We start from the raw sequence: 16,427 nt of genomic DNA, 5'->3' as shown, positions 1-16,427 counted from the left end.
TACAACATAGTCATAACAATAACCATGAAGAACCTGAAGAAACGAACTTTTTTACTCTTATTGGCAGGACTGACTGCTACTGTTTTTGCTTCGGCACAGAAACAGCCGTTGCCCGAATGGCAAAGCCAGTATGCTGTAGGACTGAATAAACTCGCTCCTCACACTTATGTATGGCCTTATGCCAATGCTTCCGATATTGAGAAGCCGGGAGGCTATGAGCAATCTCCTTATTATATGTCTTTGAACGGGAAATGGAAGTTCCATTGGGTGAAGAACCCGGACAACCGTCCGAAAGACTTTTATCAACCTTTTTATTATACAGGAGGTTGGGCTGACATCAATGTGCCCGGAAATTGGGAACGGCAGGGATACGGAACAGCTATCTACGTCAATGAGACGTATGAGTTCGATGATAAGATGTTCAATTTCAAGAAGAATCCGCCGTTAGTGCCTCATGCCGAAAATGAAGTCGGTTCGTATCGCCGTACTTTCAAAGTGCCTGCCGATTGGAAAGGACGTAGGGTAGTACTTTGCTGCGAGGGGGTAATCTCTTTTTATTATGTATGGGTGAACGGTAAATTGCTCGGATATAATCAAGGTTCGAAAACTGCGGCTGAATGGGATATTACAGAGGTATTGACCGAAGGAGAGAACGTAGTAGCTTTGGAAGTCTACCGTTGGAGTTCGGGTGCTTATCTGGAATGTCAGGATATGTGGCGTTTGAGCGGTATCGAGCGGGATGTGTATCTTTACAGTACACCAAAACAATATATCGCCGACTACAAACTGAATGCCTCTTTGGATAAGGAAACGTACAAAGACGGACTTTTCGGACTTGAAGTGACGGTAGAAGGTCCGTCTTCTACGGCAAGCTCGATTGCTTATACACTGAAGGATACCTTCGGCAAAGCCGTTCTGAAGGATGTTATCAATATCAAATCCCGTGGATTGAGTAATTTTATAGCATTTGAAGAGAAGAAGATTCCTAATGTAAAACCGTGGAGTGCCGAATATCCTAATTTGTACACACTGGTGCTTGAGCTGAAAGACGCACAAGGGAAAGTAACCGAACTGACCGGTTGTGAAGTCGGTTTCCGTACTTCGGAAATCAAGAACGGGCGTTTTTGTATCAACGGTGTGCCGGTATTGGTAAAGGGGACTAACCGTCACGAACATTCCCAATTGGGACGTACCGTAAGTAAGGAACTGATGGAACTGGATATTAAGCTGATGAAAGAGCATAATATCAACCTGGTACGCAATTCTCATTATCCTACTCATCCTTATTGGTATCAGCTTTGCGACCGTTACGGATTGTATATGATTGATGAGGCTAACATCGAATCACATGGAATGGGCTACGGTCCTGCTTCTCTTGCTAAAGACAGCACTTGGCTGACTGCGCACATGGACCGTACACATCGTATGTACGAGCGTTCGAAGAATCATCCCGCTATTGTTATCTGGTCATTGGGCAATGAGGCCGGAAACGGTATCAACTTTGAACGTACATACGATTGGCTGAAATCGGTGGACAAGACTCGTCCTGTTCAATATGAACGTGCCGAACTGAATTACAATACGGATATTTATTGCCGTATGTACCGTAGTGTAGATGAGATAAAAGCGTATGTAGCGAAAAAGGATATTTACCGTCCCTTCATCCTTTGCGAATATTTGCACGCGATGGGTAACAGTTGTGGTGGATTGAAAGACTATTGGGATGTTTTTGAAAACGAACCAATGGCACAAGGCGGTAATGTTTGGGACTGGGTGGATCAGTCTTTCCGTGAAATAGACAAGAACGGCAAATGGTATTGGACGTATGGCGGTGATTACGGACCGGAAGGAATACCGAGCTTCGGCAACTTCTGCTGTAACGGTTTGGTGAATGCCGACCGTCAGCCACATCCCCATCTGCTCGAAGTGAAGAAAGTGTATCAGAATATAAAAGCAACTCTGCTGAGTCCGAAGAACATGAAACTTCGTATCAAGAACTGGTACGACTTCTCTAACCTGAACGAATATGAACTTCATTGGAATGTGACGGCTGATACTGGAGAGAAAATTGCAGAAGGTACGAAAGTATTAGACTGTGAACCACACGCTACCATAGACGTGTCGTTAGGAAATGTGATTCTGCCGAAGACAGTCCGTGAGGCTTATCTGAATATTAGTTGGACACGTAGGGAAGCTTCTCCGATGATAGCCGAAGATTGGGAAGTGGCATACGATCAGTTTGTTATTGTCGGCAATAAGAATTATACGGGCTATCGTCCGCAAAAAGCGGGTGAGACGGCTTTCACGGTGGATAAAGAAACGGGAGCGCTTACTTCTCTTGCTTTGGATGGTAAGGAACTGTTGGCTACTCCGATCACTCTTAGTCTTTTCCGTCCGGCTACGGATAATGATAACCGTGACAAGAACGGAGCTCGCTTGTGGCGTAAAGCGGGATTGGATAATCTGACTCAAAAGGTGACCTCATTGAAAGAAGGGAAGAATACGACAACTGCGACTATCGAGCTTCTTAATGCAAAAGGTCAGAAAGTGGGAACTGCCGACTTTATCTATATGCTTGATAAGAACGGTGCATTAAAGATACGTACTACTTTCCAATCGGATACTGCGATTGTCAAGTCTATGGCACGTCTGGGACTGACTTTCCGTGTGGCGGATACTTACGATCAAGTTTCTTATCTGGGACGTGGTGACAATGAAACGTATGCTGACCGTGGCCAGTCTGGTAAAATTGGCTTATATCAGACAACACCCGAACGGATGTTCCACTATTATGTCACTCCGCAATCTACCGGTAACCGTACAGATGTGCGTTGGACGAAATTCACCGATCGTTCCGGTGAAGGAATCTTTGTCGATTCAAATCGTCCTTTCCAGTTTAGCATAGTTCCTTTCTCGGATGTATTATTGGAGAAAGCCCGTCATATTAATGAGTTGGAACGTGACGGACTGGTGACTGTGCATTTGGATGCAGAGCAGGCTGGCGTAGGAACAGCTACTTGTGGTCCCGGAGTATTGCCTCAGTATTTGGTTCCGTTAAAAAAACAGAGTTTTGAATTCACTCTTTATCCGGTGAAGTCGGCAGGACAGGCGCAGAAAAAAGAGAATTATTATGTGAAACATCTTGAGTTTCCTCAAAATGCGACTTTGGAGCAAAAGGTAGATATGGCTGCGCGATTAATCCCTACTCCCCAGCAGTTGTCTTGGCAACAAATGGAGTTGACTGCTTTTCTCCATTTTGGTATCAATACCTTTACCGGACGTGAATGGGGAGATGGAAAAGAAGATCCGGCGCTGTTTAATCCATCCGAACTGAATGCGGAACAATGGGTTCGTACTCTTAAAGAAGCTGGTTTCAAGATGGTGCTGTTGACGGCAAAACATCATGATGGATTTTGTCTTTGGCCTACGGCTACCACCAAACATTCCGTAGCTTCTTCTCCTTGGAAAAAAGGACAAGGCGATGTAGTAAGGGAATTGCGTAAGGCTTGCGATAAATATGATATGAAGTTTGGCGTTTATCTTTCTCCTTGGGATCGTAACGCGGAATGTTATGGAGATTCTCCCCGATATAACGACTTCTTTATCCGCCAATTGACAGAGTTACTTTCCAATTATGGGGAGGTACACGAAGTTTGGTTTGACGGAGCGAATGGGGAGGGACCGAACGGAAGGAAGCAGGTATATGACTGGGAAGCTTTCTATAAAACGATTCAACGTCTGCAACCGAAGGCTGTGATGGCAATAATGGGCGATGATGTGCGTTGGGTTGGTAATGAAAAAGGTTTGGGACGTGAAACTGAATGGAGTGCGACGGTGCTTACTCCGGGCATTTACACCCGTTCGGAGGAGAATAACAAACGTTTGGGCGTATTCAGCAAAGCGAAAGATTTGGGAAGCCGTTCGATGTTGGCGGAGGCTACGGAACTTTTCTGGTATCCGTCGGAAGTGGATGTTTCTATTCGTCCGGGATGGTTCTATCATGCGGAAGAAGATACGAAAGTGAAGTCGTTGAAACATTTGTCGGATATCTATTTCCAATCGGTAGGATATAACTCAGTACTTTTATTGAATATTCCTCCTGACCGCAGAGGTCTGATTCACGAGGCCGATGTGAAGCGACTGAAAGATTTTGCTGCTTACCGGAAAAGAGTGTTTGCAGACAATCGTGTAGTGAAAGGTCGGAAAGAGTGGAATGCGGTTTCGGGAAGTGAGAAGATTTATTCTTTGAAATCGGAATCGGAAATCAATGTGGTAATGCTTCAGGAAGATATCGCTAAAGGACAACGGGTTGAATCCTTTGCCATAGAGGTGTTGACCGAACAGGGATGGCAGGAAGTCGGACAGGGTACTACTGTAGGTTACAAACGTTTGCTGCGTTTTCCGGCAGTAAAGGCCAGTCAACTGAAAGTGAAAATCAATGAATGCCGGTTGTCGGCTCATATCAGTCAGGTCGGCGCGTTCTATGCAACACCGTTGCAGGAAGATAATCAGACGGAAAGTTGGAATGACTTACCTCGTAAAGAATGGAAACAGGTGGCTGCTTCTCCGTTGACGATTGACTTGGGAAAGATGGTGCAGCTGTCAGCCTTTACATACGCTCCCTTGAAGGCGGAAGCAAAACCGACAATGGCTTTTCAGTATAAGTTCTATGTAAGTACGGATGGGGAGAGTTGGGCGGAGGTGCCGACCAATGGTGAGTTTAGCAATATCATGCACAATCCTCTGCCGCAAACGGTTACTTTCAACAAAGGCGTACAGGCGCGTTTCATCAAACTGGAGGCTACAACGCCTGCTGCCACCACTGCTAAAGTAGAAATGAATGAGATCGGAGTCACAGTAGCTCCTTAATACAGATAACCTATTATTTCAGAACATAAGATGAAAAAAGAATATTATTATGGTATATTGCCTTTGGCTTTAACCTCTTGTCTGGTTTCTCAGACATCTGCTCAGGAAAGACAGATAAACCGTCCGAATGTAGTCTTTATTTATGCCGATGACATAGGCTATGGTGATTTGAGTTGCAATGGAGCGAAGACGATTCACACTCCTAATGTAGAGCGTTTGGCAAAGATGGGAGTACGTTTTACAAATGCGCATAGTGCTGCCGCTACAAGTACGCCTTCCCGTTATGCTATGCTGACCGGTGAATACGCTTGGCGTAAGGAAGGAACGGGAATTGCAGACGGAGATGCCGCGTCTATCATTCGTCCGGAACGTTATACAATGGCGGATATGTTCAAAGAGGCAGGATATAGTACGGGGGTGGTAGGTAAATGGCATTTGGGACTTGGCGACAAGGGAGGTGAACAGGATTGGAACAAGCCTTTGAAACCGGGCACAAATGATATCGGGTTTGATTATTCATTTATCATGGCCGCTACCGGTGACCGTGTGCCGTGTGTTTTTGTGGAAAACGACCGGGTGATTAATCTTGATCCGAATGATCCGATTCAGGTAAGTTATAAAAAGAACTTTCCGGGTGAACCTACCGGGAAAGACAATCCGGAACTGCTGAAAATGCATCCTTCCCATGGTCACAATCAAAGTATTGTTAACGGTATCTCACGTATCGGATATATGAAAGGTGGAAAATCCGCTCTTTGGCAAGATGATAAGATTGCGGAAACTTTAACCGGGAAAGCGATATCTTTTATTGAAGGACACAAGGATGCTCCCTTCTTTTTGTATTTCGCCACTCAGGATGCACACGTTCCTCGTGTGCCGTCTCCTCAGTTTGTAGGCAAAAGCAGTATGGGACCTCGTGGAGATTGTCTTCTTGAGTTTGACTGGTCGGTAGGACAAGTGCTGGATGCATTGGAACGCTTGGGACTGGATAAAAATACATTAGTGATTTTGTCTAGTGATAACGGGCCGGTAGTGGATGACGGTTATAAGGATCAGGCGGTAGAATTACTGGGCGATCATAAACCCGGAGGTGTTTATCGTGGAGGAAAATACAGTGCTTACGAAGCCGGTACACGTGTGCCGTGTATTTGGAGTTGGCAGGGAGTGATTCGTCCCGGTACCGTTTCGGATGCGTTGCTTTGTCAGATAGACTGGTTTGCTACTTTTGCGCAAATGATGAATTTCCGTTTGCCGGAAGGGGCTGCTCCAGATAGTGAACCGTTACTGAATGCATGGACAGGTAAAGAAAAGAAAGGGCGGGAATGGCTGGTACTTCAGAATGCACAGAATAATCTGTCGGTGACGGATGGACGGTGGAAATACCTGCGTCCCGGAAAAGGTCCTGCATATAACAAAAATGTCAATATTGAATTGGGCAACAGCATGAAACCTCAACTTTATGATATAAAGAAAGATCCGGCTGAAAAGAATAACGTAGCAGAGAAGAATCCGAAAATAGTGACGAAAATGTCGGAACAATTGGAAAAGATAGTAGACGGCCGTTATGGCTTGCCTTTGTAAAAGAATGCTTAGAGAGTAGCAGTGTAGACCGGTGTCTTGATTCTTTATGAGTCGGATGCCGGTCTTTTTTTTTATTTTCTAAACCAAATGTATATCCAGACTGTTATTTCTTAAAAAAGACAGAAGTTATGCTCGTAGTAGATTTAGGAAAGTGGATGAATAAAATCCTGATAGATTGGGGGATAGATCCGGAAGTTGCCGACCGTTTTGATGAAACTATTATTGCTATATTGATGATAGCGATTGCTGTCGGCTTGAATTATCTCTGCCAGGCGATTCTCATAGGAGGAATGAAACAGTATACCCGGCTAAAGCCGCATAAATGGAATACACTGCTGATGAAGCGTAAAGTGTTCCATCATCTGATTCATACTGTTCCGGCTTTTCTTGTCTATGCTCTTTTGCCAATGGCATTTGTTCGTGGAAAAGAGTTATTGCTGATTTCACAGAAAGCGTGTACCATTTATATAATCTTTTCACTGTTGTTGGCTATCAATGGTATCCTGCTGATGATTATGGATATTTACGATGGTAAAGAATCTATGAAGAACCGGCCTATGAAAGGATTTATTCAAGTCTTGCAGGTCGTTCTTTTCTTTGTGGGCGGAATTGTCATCATCGCTATTATTGTAAATAAATCTCCTGCCAGTCTGTTTGCAGGATTGGGAGCGTCGGCAGCTATCCTGATGTTGGTATTCAAGGATTCTATTTTGGGCTTTGTGGCGGGCATTCAGCTTTCTGCCAATGATATGGTACGTCCGGGCGACTGGGTTACGCTGCCTTCGGGGGAAGCCAATGGTACGGTGCAGGAAATTACGTTGAATACGGTTAAGATTCAGAATTTTGATAATACAATTTCTACGGTTCCGCCTTATACATTAGTGAGCACGCCATTTCAGAATTGGCGGGGAATGACGGAGTCGGGAGGACGGAGGGTCATGAAGAACATTACCTTAGATCTGACTACTTTACAGTTCTGTACACCGGAAATGCTGGACCGTTACCGGAAGGAGATTCCCTTGATGGCAGACTATCAGCCAGAAGAAGGGACGGTTCCGACCAATTCCCAAGTATATAGGGTATATATTGAACGCTATTTGTGCAGCTTGCCTGTAGTGAACCAAGATCTGGATTTGATTATCAGCCAAAAAGAGGCTACGATGTACGGAGTGCCTATTCAGGTTTACTTCTTTTCCCGAAATAAAATCTGGAAAGAGTACGAACGTATCCAATCGGATATCTTTGACCATTTGCTGGCAATGGTTCCCAAGTTTGACTTAAAGGTTTATCAGTATTCGGACTGAATGGAATACGTCACGTTAATGCCGTGGTCATGCCACGTTAGTGTCACGACTGTGCCACTCCGTTAGCACTGTTATGCCAATGCGATGTCACTATTGTGCCAACGTGGTGGCACTAAACTACTTCCTGTGGTTGTGTGAGCTTTGTCAGGGGAGTACTAGTTCGAAGTCTGTATAGATGGGAAGGTGGTCGCTGAACCCTCCTTGATATTTCATTCCTTTATAGGTGCGAAAAGGTTCTTTACCTCCATACTTTTTGTCGTCGGTCAACAAAAAAGGAAGTTGGCAGACTTTCGCTTTTTCCTCATGAGTGAAGAAATTACCGGAAGTGTTGAGCAATGTACCGGATACAATTAAATGGTCAAGCAATCCCCATTCCCCATGATATTTATATGAACCGAAGTTGGCAGTCTTTGCTTTTCGGGCAAGCAGATGATAGAGCTTTAACGGGGATAGGGATGAGGGTGAGGTAGCAGGATGGATTGCTATATCCAAACTATCGGAACGGATAGGAGGAGCTTCCGCTTCGAGTATTTTCCGAATTGATTTATTGTTGGGATAATCATTGAAGTCGCCCATGATGATGACTTGAGGATGGAGGCGGGTATGCAGGACGCTATCCACTTCTGTGCGTAAAATTTGAGCGGCATGGAGTCGATAAGGCTCGGATTCTTTTGCTCCGCCTGAGCGGCTTGGAAGATGGCAGACGAATACATCTAATGTATCTCCGGTCAGCAGCAGACCGTTGACGTGCAGCAAATCTCTTGTCGGGCGATGTTGCCTGAACACAGGAATGGAAATAGAGCGGGAGGATAAGAGTTTGAATAAATCCCGTTGGTAAATAAGAGCCACATCGATACCTCTCAGATCAGGAGAGTCAGTCATTACATAACGATAATCGAGCTCTTGCAAAGGCGAACGGCGGGTGAGGTCACGGAGTACTGTGTCGTTCTCTACTTCGCAGAGACCTATGAGTGCTGGAGGATTCCATTCACCGATAGCAGTGATGACACGTGCGATATCACTCAGTTTCTTTTTATATCTGTTGTAATTCCAATGGCGTATGGCATTGGGAAGAAACTCGTAATCGTTCTTCAGACTGTCATGGCGGGTATCGAACAGGTTTTCTGTATTCCAGCAGGCAACACGGAACTGGATATTTTCTTGTGCCGGTACGCTCCATGAACAGATAACAAACAAGAGTATGGTAACAGCTACTCTTGTTTCACTGTTACCATACTTTAGTTGTCGCAGACTTATCCGTCTTTTATTTTTTAGCAGGGACATGTACCAGAATATCCAACAAATGTTTCCAGAACTTTTCTACGGTAGGGATAAGCATCCGTTCGTCCGGAGAGTGTACTCCCGTCAATGTCGGTCCGAAGGAAATCATGTCCAGTGTGGGATATTTATCGAGGAACAGGCCACATTCGAGTCCTGCGTGAATTGCTTTCACTTTGGCTTCTACACCGAACAGGCGTTTGTAAGATTCGGCTGCTACTTCGAGAATGGGTGAATGCGGATTGGGCTTCCATCCCGGATAACCTTCACCGAAAGTGACTTCCGCTCCAGCCAGTCTGAACACGGCACGTACGGTATTTGCCATATCGTTGCGTGCGGACAATATAGAACTACGTTGGCTGGTTTCAATACGGATGATATGGTCGGGTTTCATCTTCACCGAAGCAAGGTTCGTGGATGTTTCTACCAGTCCCGGAATGTCCTGACTCATTGCATATACTCCGTGAGGAGCCGCATACAGTGCTTTCAACAGGCGGTCGGTGGTATCTTGGTCGATAGCTGTCTGGCGGGGAGTCTCTGATTCGAGAACCAATTTCAAATCCGGTTCTACAACTGACAGCTCATCTTCCATTTCACTGGCGAAGATGTTCAGTTCGGTGCGTACGTCATGTTTTGCATCTTCGGGAACTGCACAGATGGCATAAGCTTCACGAGGGATGGCATTGCGCAGATTTCCACCGTTGATTTCGCAAAGGTACAAATCGTGGTTGTTGGCTATGCGGGTAAGGAAACGGTTCAAGATTTTGTTGGCATTGCCTCGTCCCAGATGGATATCTCCTCCAGAGTGGCCTCCTTTCAGTCCTTTTACTTCTACTTTGAAGAAGAAATATCCGGCAGGTACTTCGATTTCTTTATACGTAAATTCTGCTACGGAGTCAATACCACCGGCACATCCGATAAAGATTTCCCCTTCATCCTCAGAGTCGAGATTCAAAAGGATATCTCCGCTCATAAAACCTTCTTTCAGGGCAAATGCTCCGGTCAGTCCGGTTTCTTCATCTACGGTGAACAGACATTCCAGCGGTCCGTGTTCTATGCTGTCATCGGCAAGGATAGCCAGCTCCGTAGCCACACCGATACCATTGTCAGCTCCGAGTGTAGTTCCTTTGGCTTTCAGCCATTCACCGTCTATTTCTGTTTCGATTGGATCGGTGAGGAAGTCGTGTTGAACATCATTGTTTTTCTCACATACCATGTCAATGTGCGATTGCAGTACTACAGTTTGCAGGTTTTCCTTTCCGGGAGTGGCAGGCTTTTTAATCAGTACGTTGCCCGCTTCGTCCACTTTGGTCTCAAGATTATGTTTAGCTCCGAACGCCTTTAGGTAGGCAATCATTTTCTCTTCCTTCTTCGAAGGGCGCGGTACTTGGCAGATTTCTTCAAAATACTTGAATACGCCGGCCGGCTTTAGGTCTTTTTTTTCCATGTTGTTTCTTTATTATAATAAGGAATAGAAGGGCGGTTTTAGCTTCTTCTATTGCTAAATATGGTTAATTTGATTGACTTATCTGAACTCATATCTCATTAAAGCCTATCTTTGCATTCACAAAATTAATAGAAATGGTTGAGACTATACTGATAACTTTGTTAATAGTTGCTATTTCCCTGGTTTTATTGGGGGTGAAAGTATTCTTTACGAAGGGCGGGAAGTTCCCGAATGGTCATGTGAGTGGGAATAAGGCGTTGCGTAAAAAGGGAATCGGGTGTGCTCAGTCTCAGGATCGTGAGGCACAGAAGAAGCCGCGCTTTTCTATTGATGAGTTAGAAAAGGCCTTGAATGATAGTATGAATTAAATTTATTAAAAACAATACTTATTAATTATGAATAGAATGAACTACCTCATGAACGGTTTGGCTGCTCTTGCGTTTATCGTTTTATTTTCACAATGCGCTGGCAAAACTGATAATCAAACTGCTACAACTCCCGTTCAGGCAAATGCTGAATTGTCAGGAATGAAAATTGCTTATGTCGAAATAGACTCGCTGTTGGCCAAATACAATTTTTGTATTGACTTGAATGAGGCTATGGTGAAGAAAAGCGAGAATGTTCGTATGACATTGAATCAGAAAGCTAACTCCTTGAATAAGGAAAAGCAGGACTTCCAGAAGAAAGTGGAAAACAATGCTTTCCTATCACAAGATAGAGCACAGCAGGAATATAACCGTCTGGTAAAGTTGGAACAAGACTTGCAAGAGCTGAGCAATAAGCTTCAGAATGGCTTGATGGAAGAGAACAATAAGAATAGCTTGCAGTTCCGTGATTCTATCAACGCATTCCTGAAAGAATATAATAAGACTCACGGATATAGCTTGATTTTCAGCAACACCGGTTTCGATAATCTGCTTTATGCTGATAGCGCGTTTAATATTACAGAAGAAATCGTAAACGGATTGAATGCCCGATATTCACCGGTAAAGAAATAGATCATTTTTTTATTGCATATTTTAATTTTTTGCCTGTCCGGTACTGTAAGTCCGGATGGGTTTTTTTGTGCGTGAAAACAAGGAAACGGAATGGTCAGGGAGCTTCCGTTATATATTGTTTCATGCCTTCTGTGTAATAAGTCTCGAATTTTCCTTTTTCTCCACTATATATAAAGTAAGCATCAATCTTGGGATGCGCTTTACAGAAAGCCTCCGCTTCTTCAAGCCCCATCACCATAAATGAGGTAGCCAAAGCGTCGGCTGTCATACAATCTTCCGCTATCACAGTAGCGGACAGAATGTTATGCTGCACAGGATAGCCCGTTCTCGGATCAATGGTATGGGCATATTTCTTTCCGTCTTTGTAATAGAAGTTGCGGTAGTTTCCGGAAGTAGCCATACCGAGATCGGTTACTTTGAGTACCGTCTGTATATCTTGTTTTACAGAGAGAGAATCATCGATAGGCTTGTTGATTCCGATACGCCAACGGTCGTTTTTAGGATTGAATCCTTTTACCACCACTTCGCCACCTATATCTATCATATAGTTCTTGATTCCTTTTCTATCCAATAGACGGGCGACTACATCCACTGAGTATCCCTTAGCTACAGCACTACAACTCAACATAATACGCGGATCTTGTTTGATAATCTTTTCGTTCTCAAGTTTTACTTTGTCATATCCGGTGATTTGCAACAAACTATCTATCATTACGGAATCCGGGAAAGTGCCTTTCTTGAATCCGAATCCCCACGCATTGGCGAGCGGGGCTATCGTTATGTCAAAAGCTCCTTGGGTCTCGCGGGAGATCTCCATAGAACGGTTGAAGCATTTTTGGAAAAAAGTATCTGTCACTATTTCTTCGTTACGATTGACACGACTGATGACGGAACTGTCATTGAAGGGTGACAGTGACAAGTCGAATCGTTTTAACTCCGCTTCGATTTCCGGTTTTAAGTCACCGTCATATTGATAAGTGATATTGTAAATGGTTCCGAACACCAGACCGGTAATACTGTTGTAGTTTGCTTGTTGATTGTGTCTGGCCAATATCCAGATAGTTGCCAGAATTAGGAAAGCCAGCCAAAGGAAACTCTTTTTTGTCTTCATACGTTCTTCTATTTAATAAGAAAACTCTTTTTTATTGGAAAAATAGATGCTCAATTAATATTTTAATTCCGATAATTACCAGAATGATACCTCCCCATAACTCAGCTTTTAACTTTCGGGCAAGGCCGCAGCCACATTGAATGCCGAAAATAAGCCCGATTAATGACAGGACGAATGAAACAAATCCTATGATGAGGATAGGAGAAAGGATATCACTGTAATCCTGAATACCTAAAAAGGCGAATGAAATACCGACTGCCAATGCATCGATACTTGTTGCTACCGCCATGGTCAGTACTACCTTCAGGCTTGCCGGGTTGAACAGTTGGCAACATTCTTCTTCTTTAAAGGATTCCCAAATCATTCGGCCTCCCAGAAAGGCAAGAATTCCGAAAGCGATCCAATGATCTATACTTTCTATAAGATGACTGAAGGTTTTTACACACATCCATCCGATAAGTGGCATGATGGCTTGAAAAAGTCCGAAAGCAAAGGCCATGATTAGCATTGGTCTCCATCGGGTACGTTTCAAAATAATGCCGCTTGCAATGGATACGGCGAAACAATCCATCGCCAGACCTATTGCAAGCAACCAAATCTCTAGTCCTGTCATTGTATTCTAAAGAGGCAATTTATAGATGAGGGAATAGGTGATTCCCATATTATTTGATTTATATTTACCGTAACCCGGCACATACCACGGAGCGCCATACTCTCCGATAGAAGCTTTTGTCTTGTATTTCATGCGTACCGACCACCCCATATTAAAGTTCTTGTAAATACGTACTTTAACGCCTAAGACGATTTCCAACCATTGCACTGAGCCTTTCATGCCCAAATGGCTGAAAGGAACACTCCCTCCCCAATAATCGTCTTCTAAGCTGGGATTGCCAATTACATCTCCCCAAATAGGATCATTTGCTGGCAGGGTTGATACATCATATTTGAAAGAACTGAATGCATAACGAAGTCCGGCATATAAATAACTGTTTTTCTCTTTTTTCTTTGCCATCGTGTTGTAGTCTACGCCGATACGGAAAAAAGGGGCAGCTTTGCTTTTGTAGTGTATACCCGTTTCGCTCCAGGTGTCTGTTCCTCCCATGCCAAATTCAAAAGTAGGGATGAATTTGTTTTTAAGGTTGACACCAATGCTGACTTCTGAACTCATGAAGTCTCCTCCTAAGATTTTGCTTCCTATGCCGTATAAATCCACACCGATATACGTCCCGTTATAAAACGGAATCGTATCTATCTCGACAGTCTCTTTTTTCTTCAGGTCTCTTTTGGGTGTATGAGTAGGACGCTGCTGTTGTGCCAGTAACGGAAGACCGATACAAAAGAGTAGAAGCAGACTAATCAGGCGTAACCGGTGTGCGGTCGCGATAGTTAAAGAATATCTGTAAATTCTCAATTTCATTTGAATTGGCTTCTTTATTTCGTAATTCGATAGACGTTATTTTCTCCGTACTGTTTTTTCTGTTGCCGAATGCAGCACTGATGATGTTTTGTTTCATCATGTAACCGCATTCCATAGACTGAAAATAGGGAGTGCTCTCTTGTACGATATATACTGTATCTACATCCTCTGGATTGAGTACCGGATTATATTGGAAGATAAATACGGTGGAATCGCTGGTATAGCGCAACGGCAACATCACTGTATGTACATCTTTCTCATTGTTGAGAATAATGGAGTCTGTTCCCATTGCTCTGACTGTCAGCGAGTCGAGTGTGTCATTGAGTACGGCGTTATCATTATCCGGATCGTTGGTTTTGAACGTGCAATACATCATGGGACGTCCTGCCATAGAACAATCATTTTCGTCCGAACATGAACTGTGGATACCGATAGCGGCACCAACGATTATCAATAGGAAAAAGATACGAACTAAATTCTTCATAGTCAAGTATTGAATGTGAATCAAATTTTCTTTTCTATCTGGTAGTTATTCCGTTCCGGTGCGTTACGCGAGATTAATTCGCCAAGAAATCCGGCAAGGAATAATTGTGTACCTATAATCATTGCCGTAAGTGACAAATAAAAATAGGGAGAGTCGGTCACTAGTCTATATGATAGATTGTTGTACATTGCGTATAGCTTACTACTACCTACAATGATAACGGAAATCATTCCGATGAGAAACATCAGCGATCCTAACAAGCCGAAAAAATGCATCGGCTTGATTCCGAATTTGGAAAGGAACCAGAGTGAGAGTAAATCCAGATAACCGTTCACGAAGCGGTTAAGTCCGAATTTGGTTGTACCGTATTTGCGGGCTTGATGATGCACCACTTTTTCACCGATTTTCTTGAATCCGGCGTTCTTTGCCAGATAAGGTATATAACGGTGCATCTCACCGTACACTTCGATATGTTTTACGACCTCTCTGCGATACGCTTTCAGTCCGCAGTTGAAGTCGTGCAGGTTTTTAATACCTGAAACTTTGCGTGCCGTTGCATTAAACAGTTTGGTGGGAAGTGTCTTTGACAGAGGATCATATCTTTTTTGTTTCCAGCCGGAAACCAAGTCGTAACCGTCTTCGGTTATCATCCGGTAGAGTTCAGGTATTTCGTCCGGACTGTCCTGTAAATCTGCGTCCATCGTTATAACCACGTCTCCCTGCGCTTCTGCGAATCCACAGTAAAGTGCGGGTGATTTGCCGTAGTTGCGACGGAACTTGATACCTCTTACATGCTCCGATTGGGATTTTAGCTTTTCTATCACTTCCCATGAACGGTCCGTACTTCCGTCATTAACGAAAATCACCTCAAATGAGAATCCGTTGGCTTGCATTACCCGTTCTATCCAAGCGTAGAGTTCGGGTAGTGACTCTTCTTCATTGAATAATGGGACTACAACTGATATATCCATTTCTTTAATTACTAGTTACGAATTACAAATTACAATCAACTCGGCTCATTGTTTCCGGGTTTCGCTTTTTTCATTACCATTAATCCGGTAGGGATGGCAAGGATACTTCCGAAAAATACGTCCGATGACAGCATTTGCATGGTAATGTCGATAGCGCTGAGCGAGTTTATTTTATCTGCATCAAACATATCTTTCATAAGTTCTTTGTTTTCTTGCAAAGCGGGACTTTGCTCTATCGCTTGGTTCCAAAAATCAGCAAGGGCGTTGAAGATAAAGCCGTGATCTATAAACTGGAAGTATATGTAATGTGCTACGGCTACCAATAGGGAAGCGAACATATACATAAATATAGTGAAAAGAACAGCGTGTGAGAATTGTATAGCTCCTCCGCATACTTTGTCGCGATAGATTTTTACGTAATAATAACCTATGATTGGCACGGCTAGCGTTAGAATAACATATAGCAATTGGAAAAAAGGTATAGCAAACATCAATGGAAGTAGTATGAATTTCAATATCCAATAAGCTCCCATATATGTGCCAAAATGCATGGCGTATTTCTGTAAATAGCTTTTGTTCTCTGTCATCTTCATTTATAAATTGCGCACAAAGGTACAAATAATATCGGTTGATAGAGGGAATATGGTTGTTAAAGTTAATAAAGCAATAAAAGTTGCTAGTAGAGATTTTTTTTGTACCTTTAATTGCTTGAAATGTAGTCTGTTAGTTGTTTTACTTGAAAAAAGTTGTTCGTATCTATTGCAGAATCCGTAAAAATGCCTACCTTTGCAACCGCAAAACGGGTAAGTCCTATACGGCCAGCTCCCTTCGAATCCTCCAGGGCTTGATCGCAGCAAAGGTAGTTGGTTGTAGCGGCGCGATATAGATAGCTTACCCACCCCCGCCTCTTTAGCTCAGTTGGCCAGAGCACGTGATTTGTAATCTCGGGGTCGTTGGTTCGAATCCG

At 43.6% G+C, this 16,427-nt stretch carries 14 protein-coding genes and 1 pseudogene; 6 read left to right on the top strand and 9 right to left on the bottom strand.

Going from position 1 to position 16,427, the window contains the following annotated elements:
* Nucleotides 1–24: 24 nt before the first annotated feature.
* The 4 genes and pseudogenes from BACFIN_RS23990 to BACFIN_RS05330 form a co-directional block, all read left to right on the top strand.
* A pseudogene (locus BACFIN_RS23990) lies at nucleotides 25–3,096 on the top strand (glycoside hydrolase family 2 TIM barrel-domain containing protein); the annotation flags it as partial.
* Entirely contained in the window at nucleotides 3,091–4,869 is a 1,779-nt protein-coding gene (locus tag BACFIN_RS23985) for an alpha-L-fucosidase (RefSeq protein ID WP_449374805.1), read from the top strand. The pseudogene BACFIN_RS23990 and the gene BACFIN_RS23985, both read left to right, overlap by 6 nt.
* 30 nt (nucleotides 4,870–4,899) lie before the next feature.
* Entirely contained in the window at nucleotides 4,900–6,450 is a 1,551-nt protein-coding gene (locus tag BACFIN_RS05325; protein WP_007756138.1) for a sulfatase-like hydrolase/transferase, read from the top strand.
* A 128-nt stretch (nucleotides 6,451–6,578) separates the two neighbouring features.
* Nucleotides 6,579–7,754, top strand: a complete 1,176-nt coding sequence (locus BACFIN_RS05330; RefSeq protein ID WP_007756137.1) for a mechanosensitive ion channel family protein — start codon at nucleotides 6,579–6,581, stop codon at nucleotides 7,752–7,754.
* A gap of 144 nt (nucleotides 7,755–7,898) precedes the next feature.
* Here the strand turns inward: BACFIN_RS05330 and BACFIN_RS05335 are convergent, their stop codons facing one another.
* Nucleotides 7,899–9,038: an endonuclease/exonuclease/phosphatase family protein gene (locus BACFIN_RS05335; protein ID WP_007756135.1), complete on the bottom strand. Its 1,140-nt coding sequence runs from the start codon at nucleotides 9,036–9,038 to the stop codon at nucleotides 7,899–7,901.
* Nucleotides 9,019–10,479 carry an aminoacyl-histidine dipeptidase gene (locus BACFIN_RS05340; RefSeq protein WP_007756133.1) on the bottom strand — a complete coding sequence of 487 codons (1,461 nt, stop codon included), beginning with the start codon at nucleotides 10,477–10,479 and terminating at the stop codon, nucleotides 9,019–9,021. Before BACFIN_RS05340 ends, BACFIN_RS05335 begins: the two co-directional genes overlap by 20 nt.
* A 134-nt stretch (nucleotides 10,480–10,613) precedes the next feature.
* Here BACFIN_RS05340 and BACFIN_RS05345 point away from each other — a divergent pair, with 134 nt between their 5' ends.
* Both BACFIN_RS05345 and BACFIN_RS05350 read left to right on the top strand, forming a co-directional pair.
* Nucleotides 10,614–10,847, top strand: a complete 234-nt coding sequence (locus BACFIN_RS05345; protein WP_005678489.1) for a hypothetical protein — start codon at nucleotides 10,614–10,616, stop codon at nucleotides 10,845–10,847.
* A 27-nt stretch (nucleotides 10,848–10,874) separates the two neighbouring features.
* On the top strand, nucleotides 10,875–11,477 hold the full coding sequence (locus BACFIN_RS05350; RefSeq protein WP_007756131.1) for an OmpH family outer membrane protein: 603 nt from the start codon (nucleotides 10,875–10,877) through the stop codon (nucleotides 11,475–11,477).
* Nucleotides 11,478–11,571: 94 nt separating this feature from the next.
* On the opposite strand, the gene BACFIN_RS05355 is transcribed toward BACFIN_RS05350, so the two are convergent.
* The 7 genes from BACFIN_RS05355 to BACFIN_RS23410 form a co-directional block, all read right to left on the bottom strand.
* A complete protein-coding gene (locus BACFIN_RS05355) occupies nucleotides 11,572–12,588 on the bottom strand; it encodes an FAD:protein FMN transferase (protein ID WP_007756130.1) in 1,017 nt (338 codons plus the stop codon).
* Nucleotides 12,589–12,619: 31 nt separating this feature from the next.
* A complete protein-coding gene (locus tag BACFIN_RS05360) occupies nucleotides 12,620–13,201 on the bottom strand; it encodes a manganese efflux pump MntP (RefSeq protein ID WP_007756129.1) in 582 nt (193 codons plus the stop codon).
* 6 nt (nucleotides 13,202–13,207) lie between these two features.
* Nucleotides 13,208–14,005 (bottom strand): DUF6048 family protein, encoded by a 798-nt coding sequence (locus BACFIN_RS0220115; protein WP_032839827.1) that lies wholly within the window; start codon nucleotides 14,003–14,005, stop codon nucleotides 13,208–13,210.
* Nucleotides 13,941–14,489, bottom strand: coding sequence for a DUF6452 family protein (locus tag BACFIN_RS05365; RefSeq protein ID WP_007756125.1), 549 nt, complete (start codon nucleotides 14,487–14,489; stop codon nucleotides 13,941–13,943). Before BACFIN_RS05365 ends, BACFIN_RS0220115 begins: the two co-directional genes overlap by 65 nt.
* 20 nt (nucleotides 14,490–14,509) lie before the next feature.
* Nucleotides 14,510–15,460, bottom strand: coding sequence for a glycosyltransferase family 2 protein (locus BACFIN_RS05370; RefSeq protein ID WP_007756124.1), 951 nt, complete (start codon nucleotides 15,458–15,460; stop codon nucleotides 14,510–14,512).
* A gap of 35 nt (nucleotides 15,461–15,495) precedes the next feature.
* A complete protein-coding gene (locus BACFIN_RS05375; RefSeq protein WP_007756123.1) occupies nucleotides 15,496–16,053 on the bottom strand; it encodes a DUF4199 domain-containing protein in 558 nt (185 codons plus the stop codon).
* A 107-nt stretch (nucleotides 16,054–16,160) separates the two neighbouring features.
* The coding region (locus tag BACFIN_RS23410) for a hypothetical protein (protein WP_232281662.1) at nucleotides 16,161–16,427 on the bottom strand (267 nt) is incomplete at its 5' end.

Origin of the sequence: Bacteroides finegoldii DSM 17565, from assembly GCF_000156195.1 — a bacterium.
Classification (GTDB): Bacteria; Bacteroidota; Bacteroidia; order Bacteroidales; family Bacteroidaceae; genus Bacteroides; species Bacteroides finegoldii.
This window is presented reverse-complemented; position numbering and strand designations above follow the sequence as displayed.

Bases quoted from the DNA above. Each gene is read 5' to 3' on its own strand.
- BACFIN_RS0220115 (WP_032839827.1), bottom strand. From the start codon at position 14,005: ATGAAATTGAGAATTTACAGATATTCTTTAACTATCGCGACCGCACAC.
- BACFIN_RS05330 (WP_007756137.1), top strand. From the start codon at position 6,579: ATGCTCGTAGTAGATTTAGGAAAGTGGATGAATAAAATCCTGATAGAT.
- BACFIN_RS05325 (WP_007756138.1), top strand. From the start codon at position 4,900: ATGAAAAAAGAATATTATTATGGTATATTGCCTTTGGCTTTAACCTCT.
- BACFIN_RS05360 (WP_007756129.1), bottom strand. From the start codon at position 13,201: ATGACAGGACTAGAGATTTGGTTGCTTGCAATAGGTCTGGCGATGGAT.
- BACFIN_RS05335 (WP_007756135.1), bottom strand. From the start codon at position 9,038: ATGTCCCTGCTAAAAAATAAAAGACGGATAAGTCTGCGACAACTAAAG.
- BACFIN_RS05340 (WP_007756133.1), bottom strand. From the start codon at position 10,479: ATGGAAAAAAAAGACCTAAAGCCGGCCGGCGTATTCAAGTATTTTGAA.
- BACFIN_RS05375 (WP_007756123.1), bottom strand. From the start codon at position 16,053: ATGAAGATGACAGAGAACAAAAGCTATTTACAGAAATACGCCATGCAT.
- BACFIN_RS05345 (WP_005678489.1), top strand. From the start codon at position 10,614: ATGGTTGAGACTATACTGATAACTTTGTTAATAGTTGCTATTTCCCTG.
- BACFIN_RS05370 (WP_007756124.1), bottom strand. From the start codon at position 15,460: ATGGATATATCAGTTGTAGTCCCATTATTCAATGAAGAAGAGTCACTA.
- BACFIN_RS05365 (WP_007756125.1), bottom strand. From the start codon at position 14,489: ATGAAGAATTTAGTTCGTATCTTTTTCCTATTGATAATCGTTGGTGCC.
- BACFIN_RS05355 (WP_007756130.1), bottom strand. From the start codon at position 12,588: ATGAAGACAAAAAAGAGTTTCCTTTGGCTGGCTTTCCTAATTCTGGCA.
- BACFIN_RS05350 (WP_007756131.1), top strand. From the start codon at position 10,875: ATGAATAGAATGAACTACCTCATGAACGGTTTGGCTGCTCTTGCGTTT.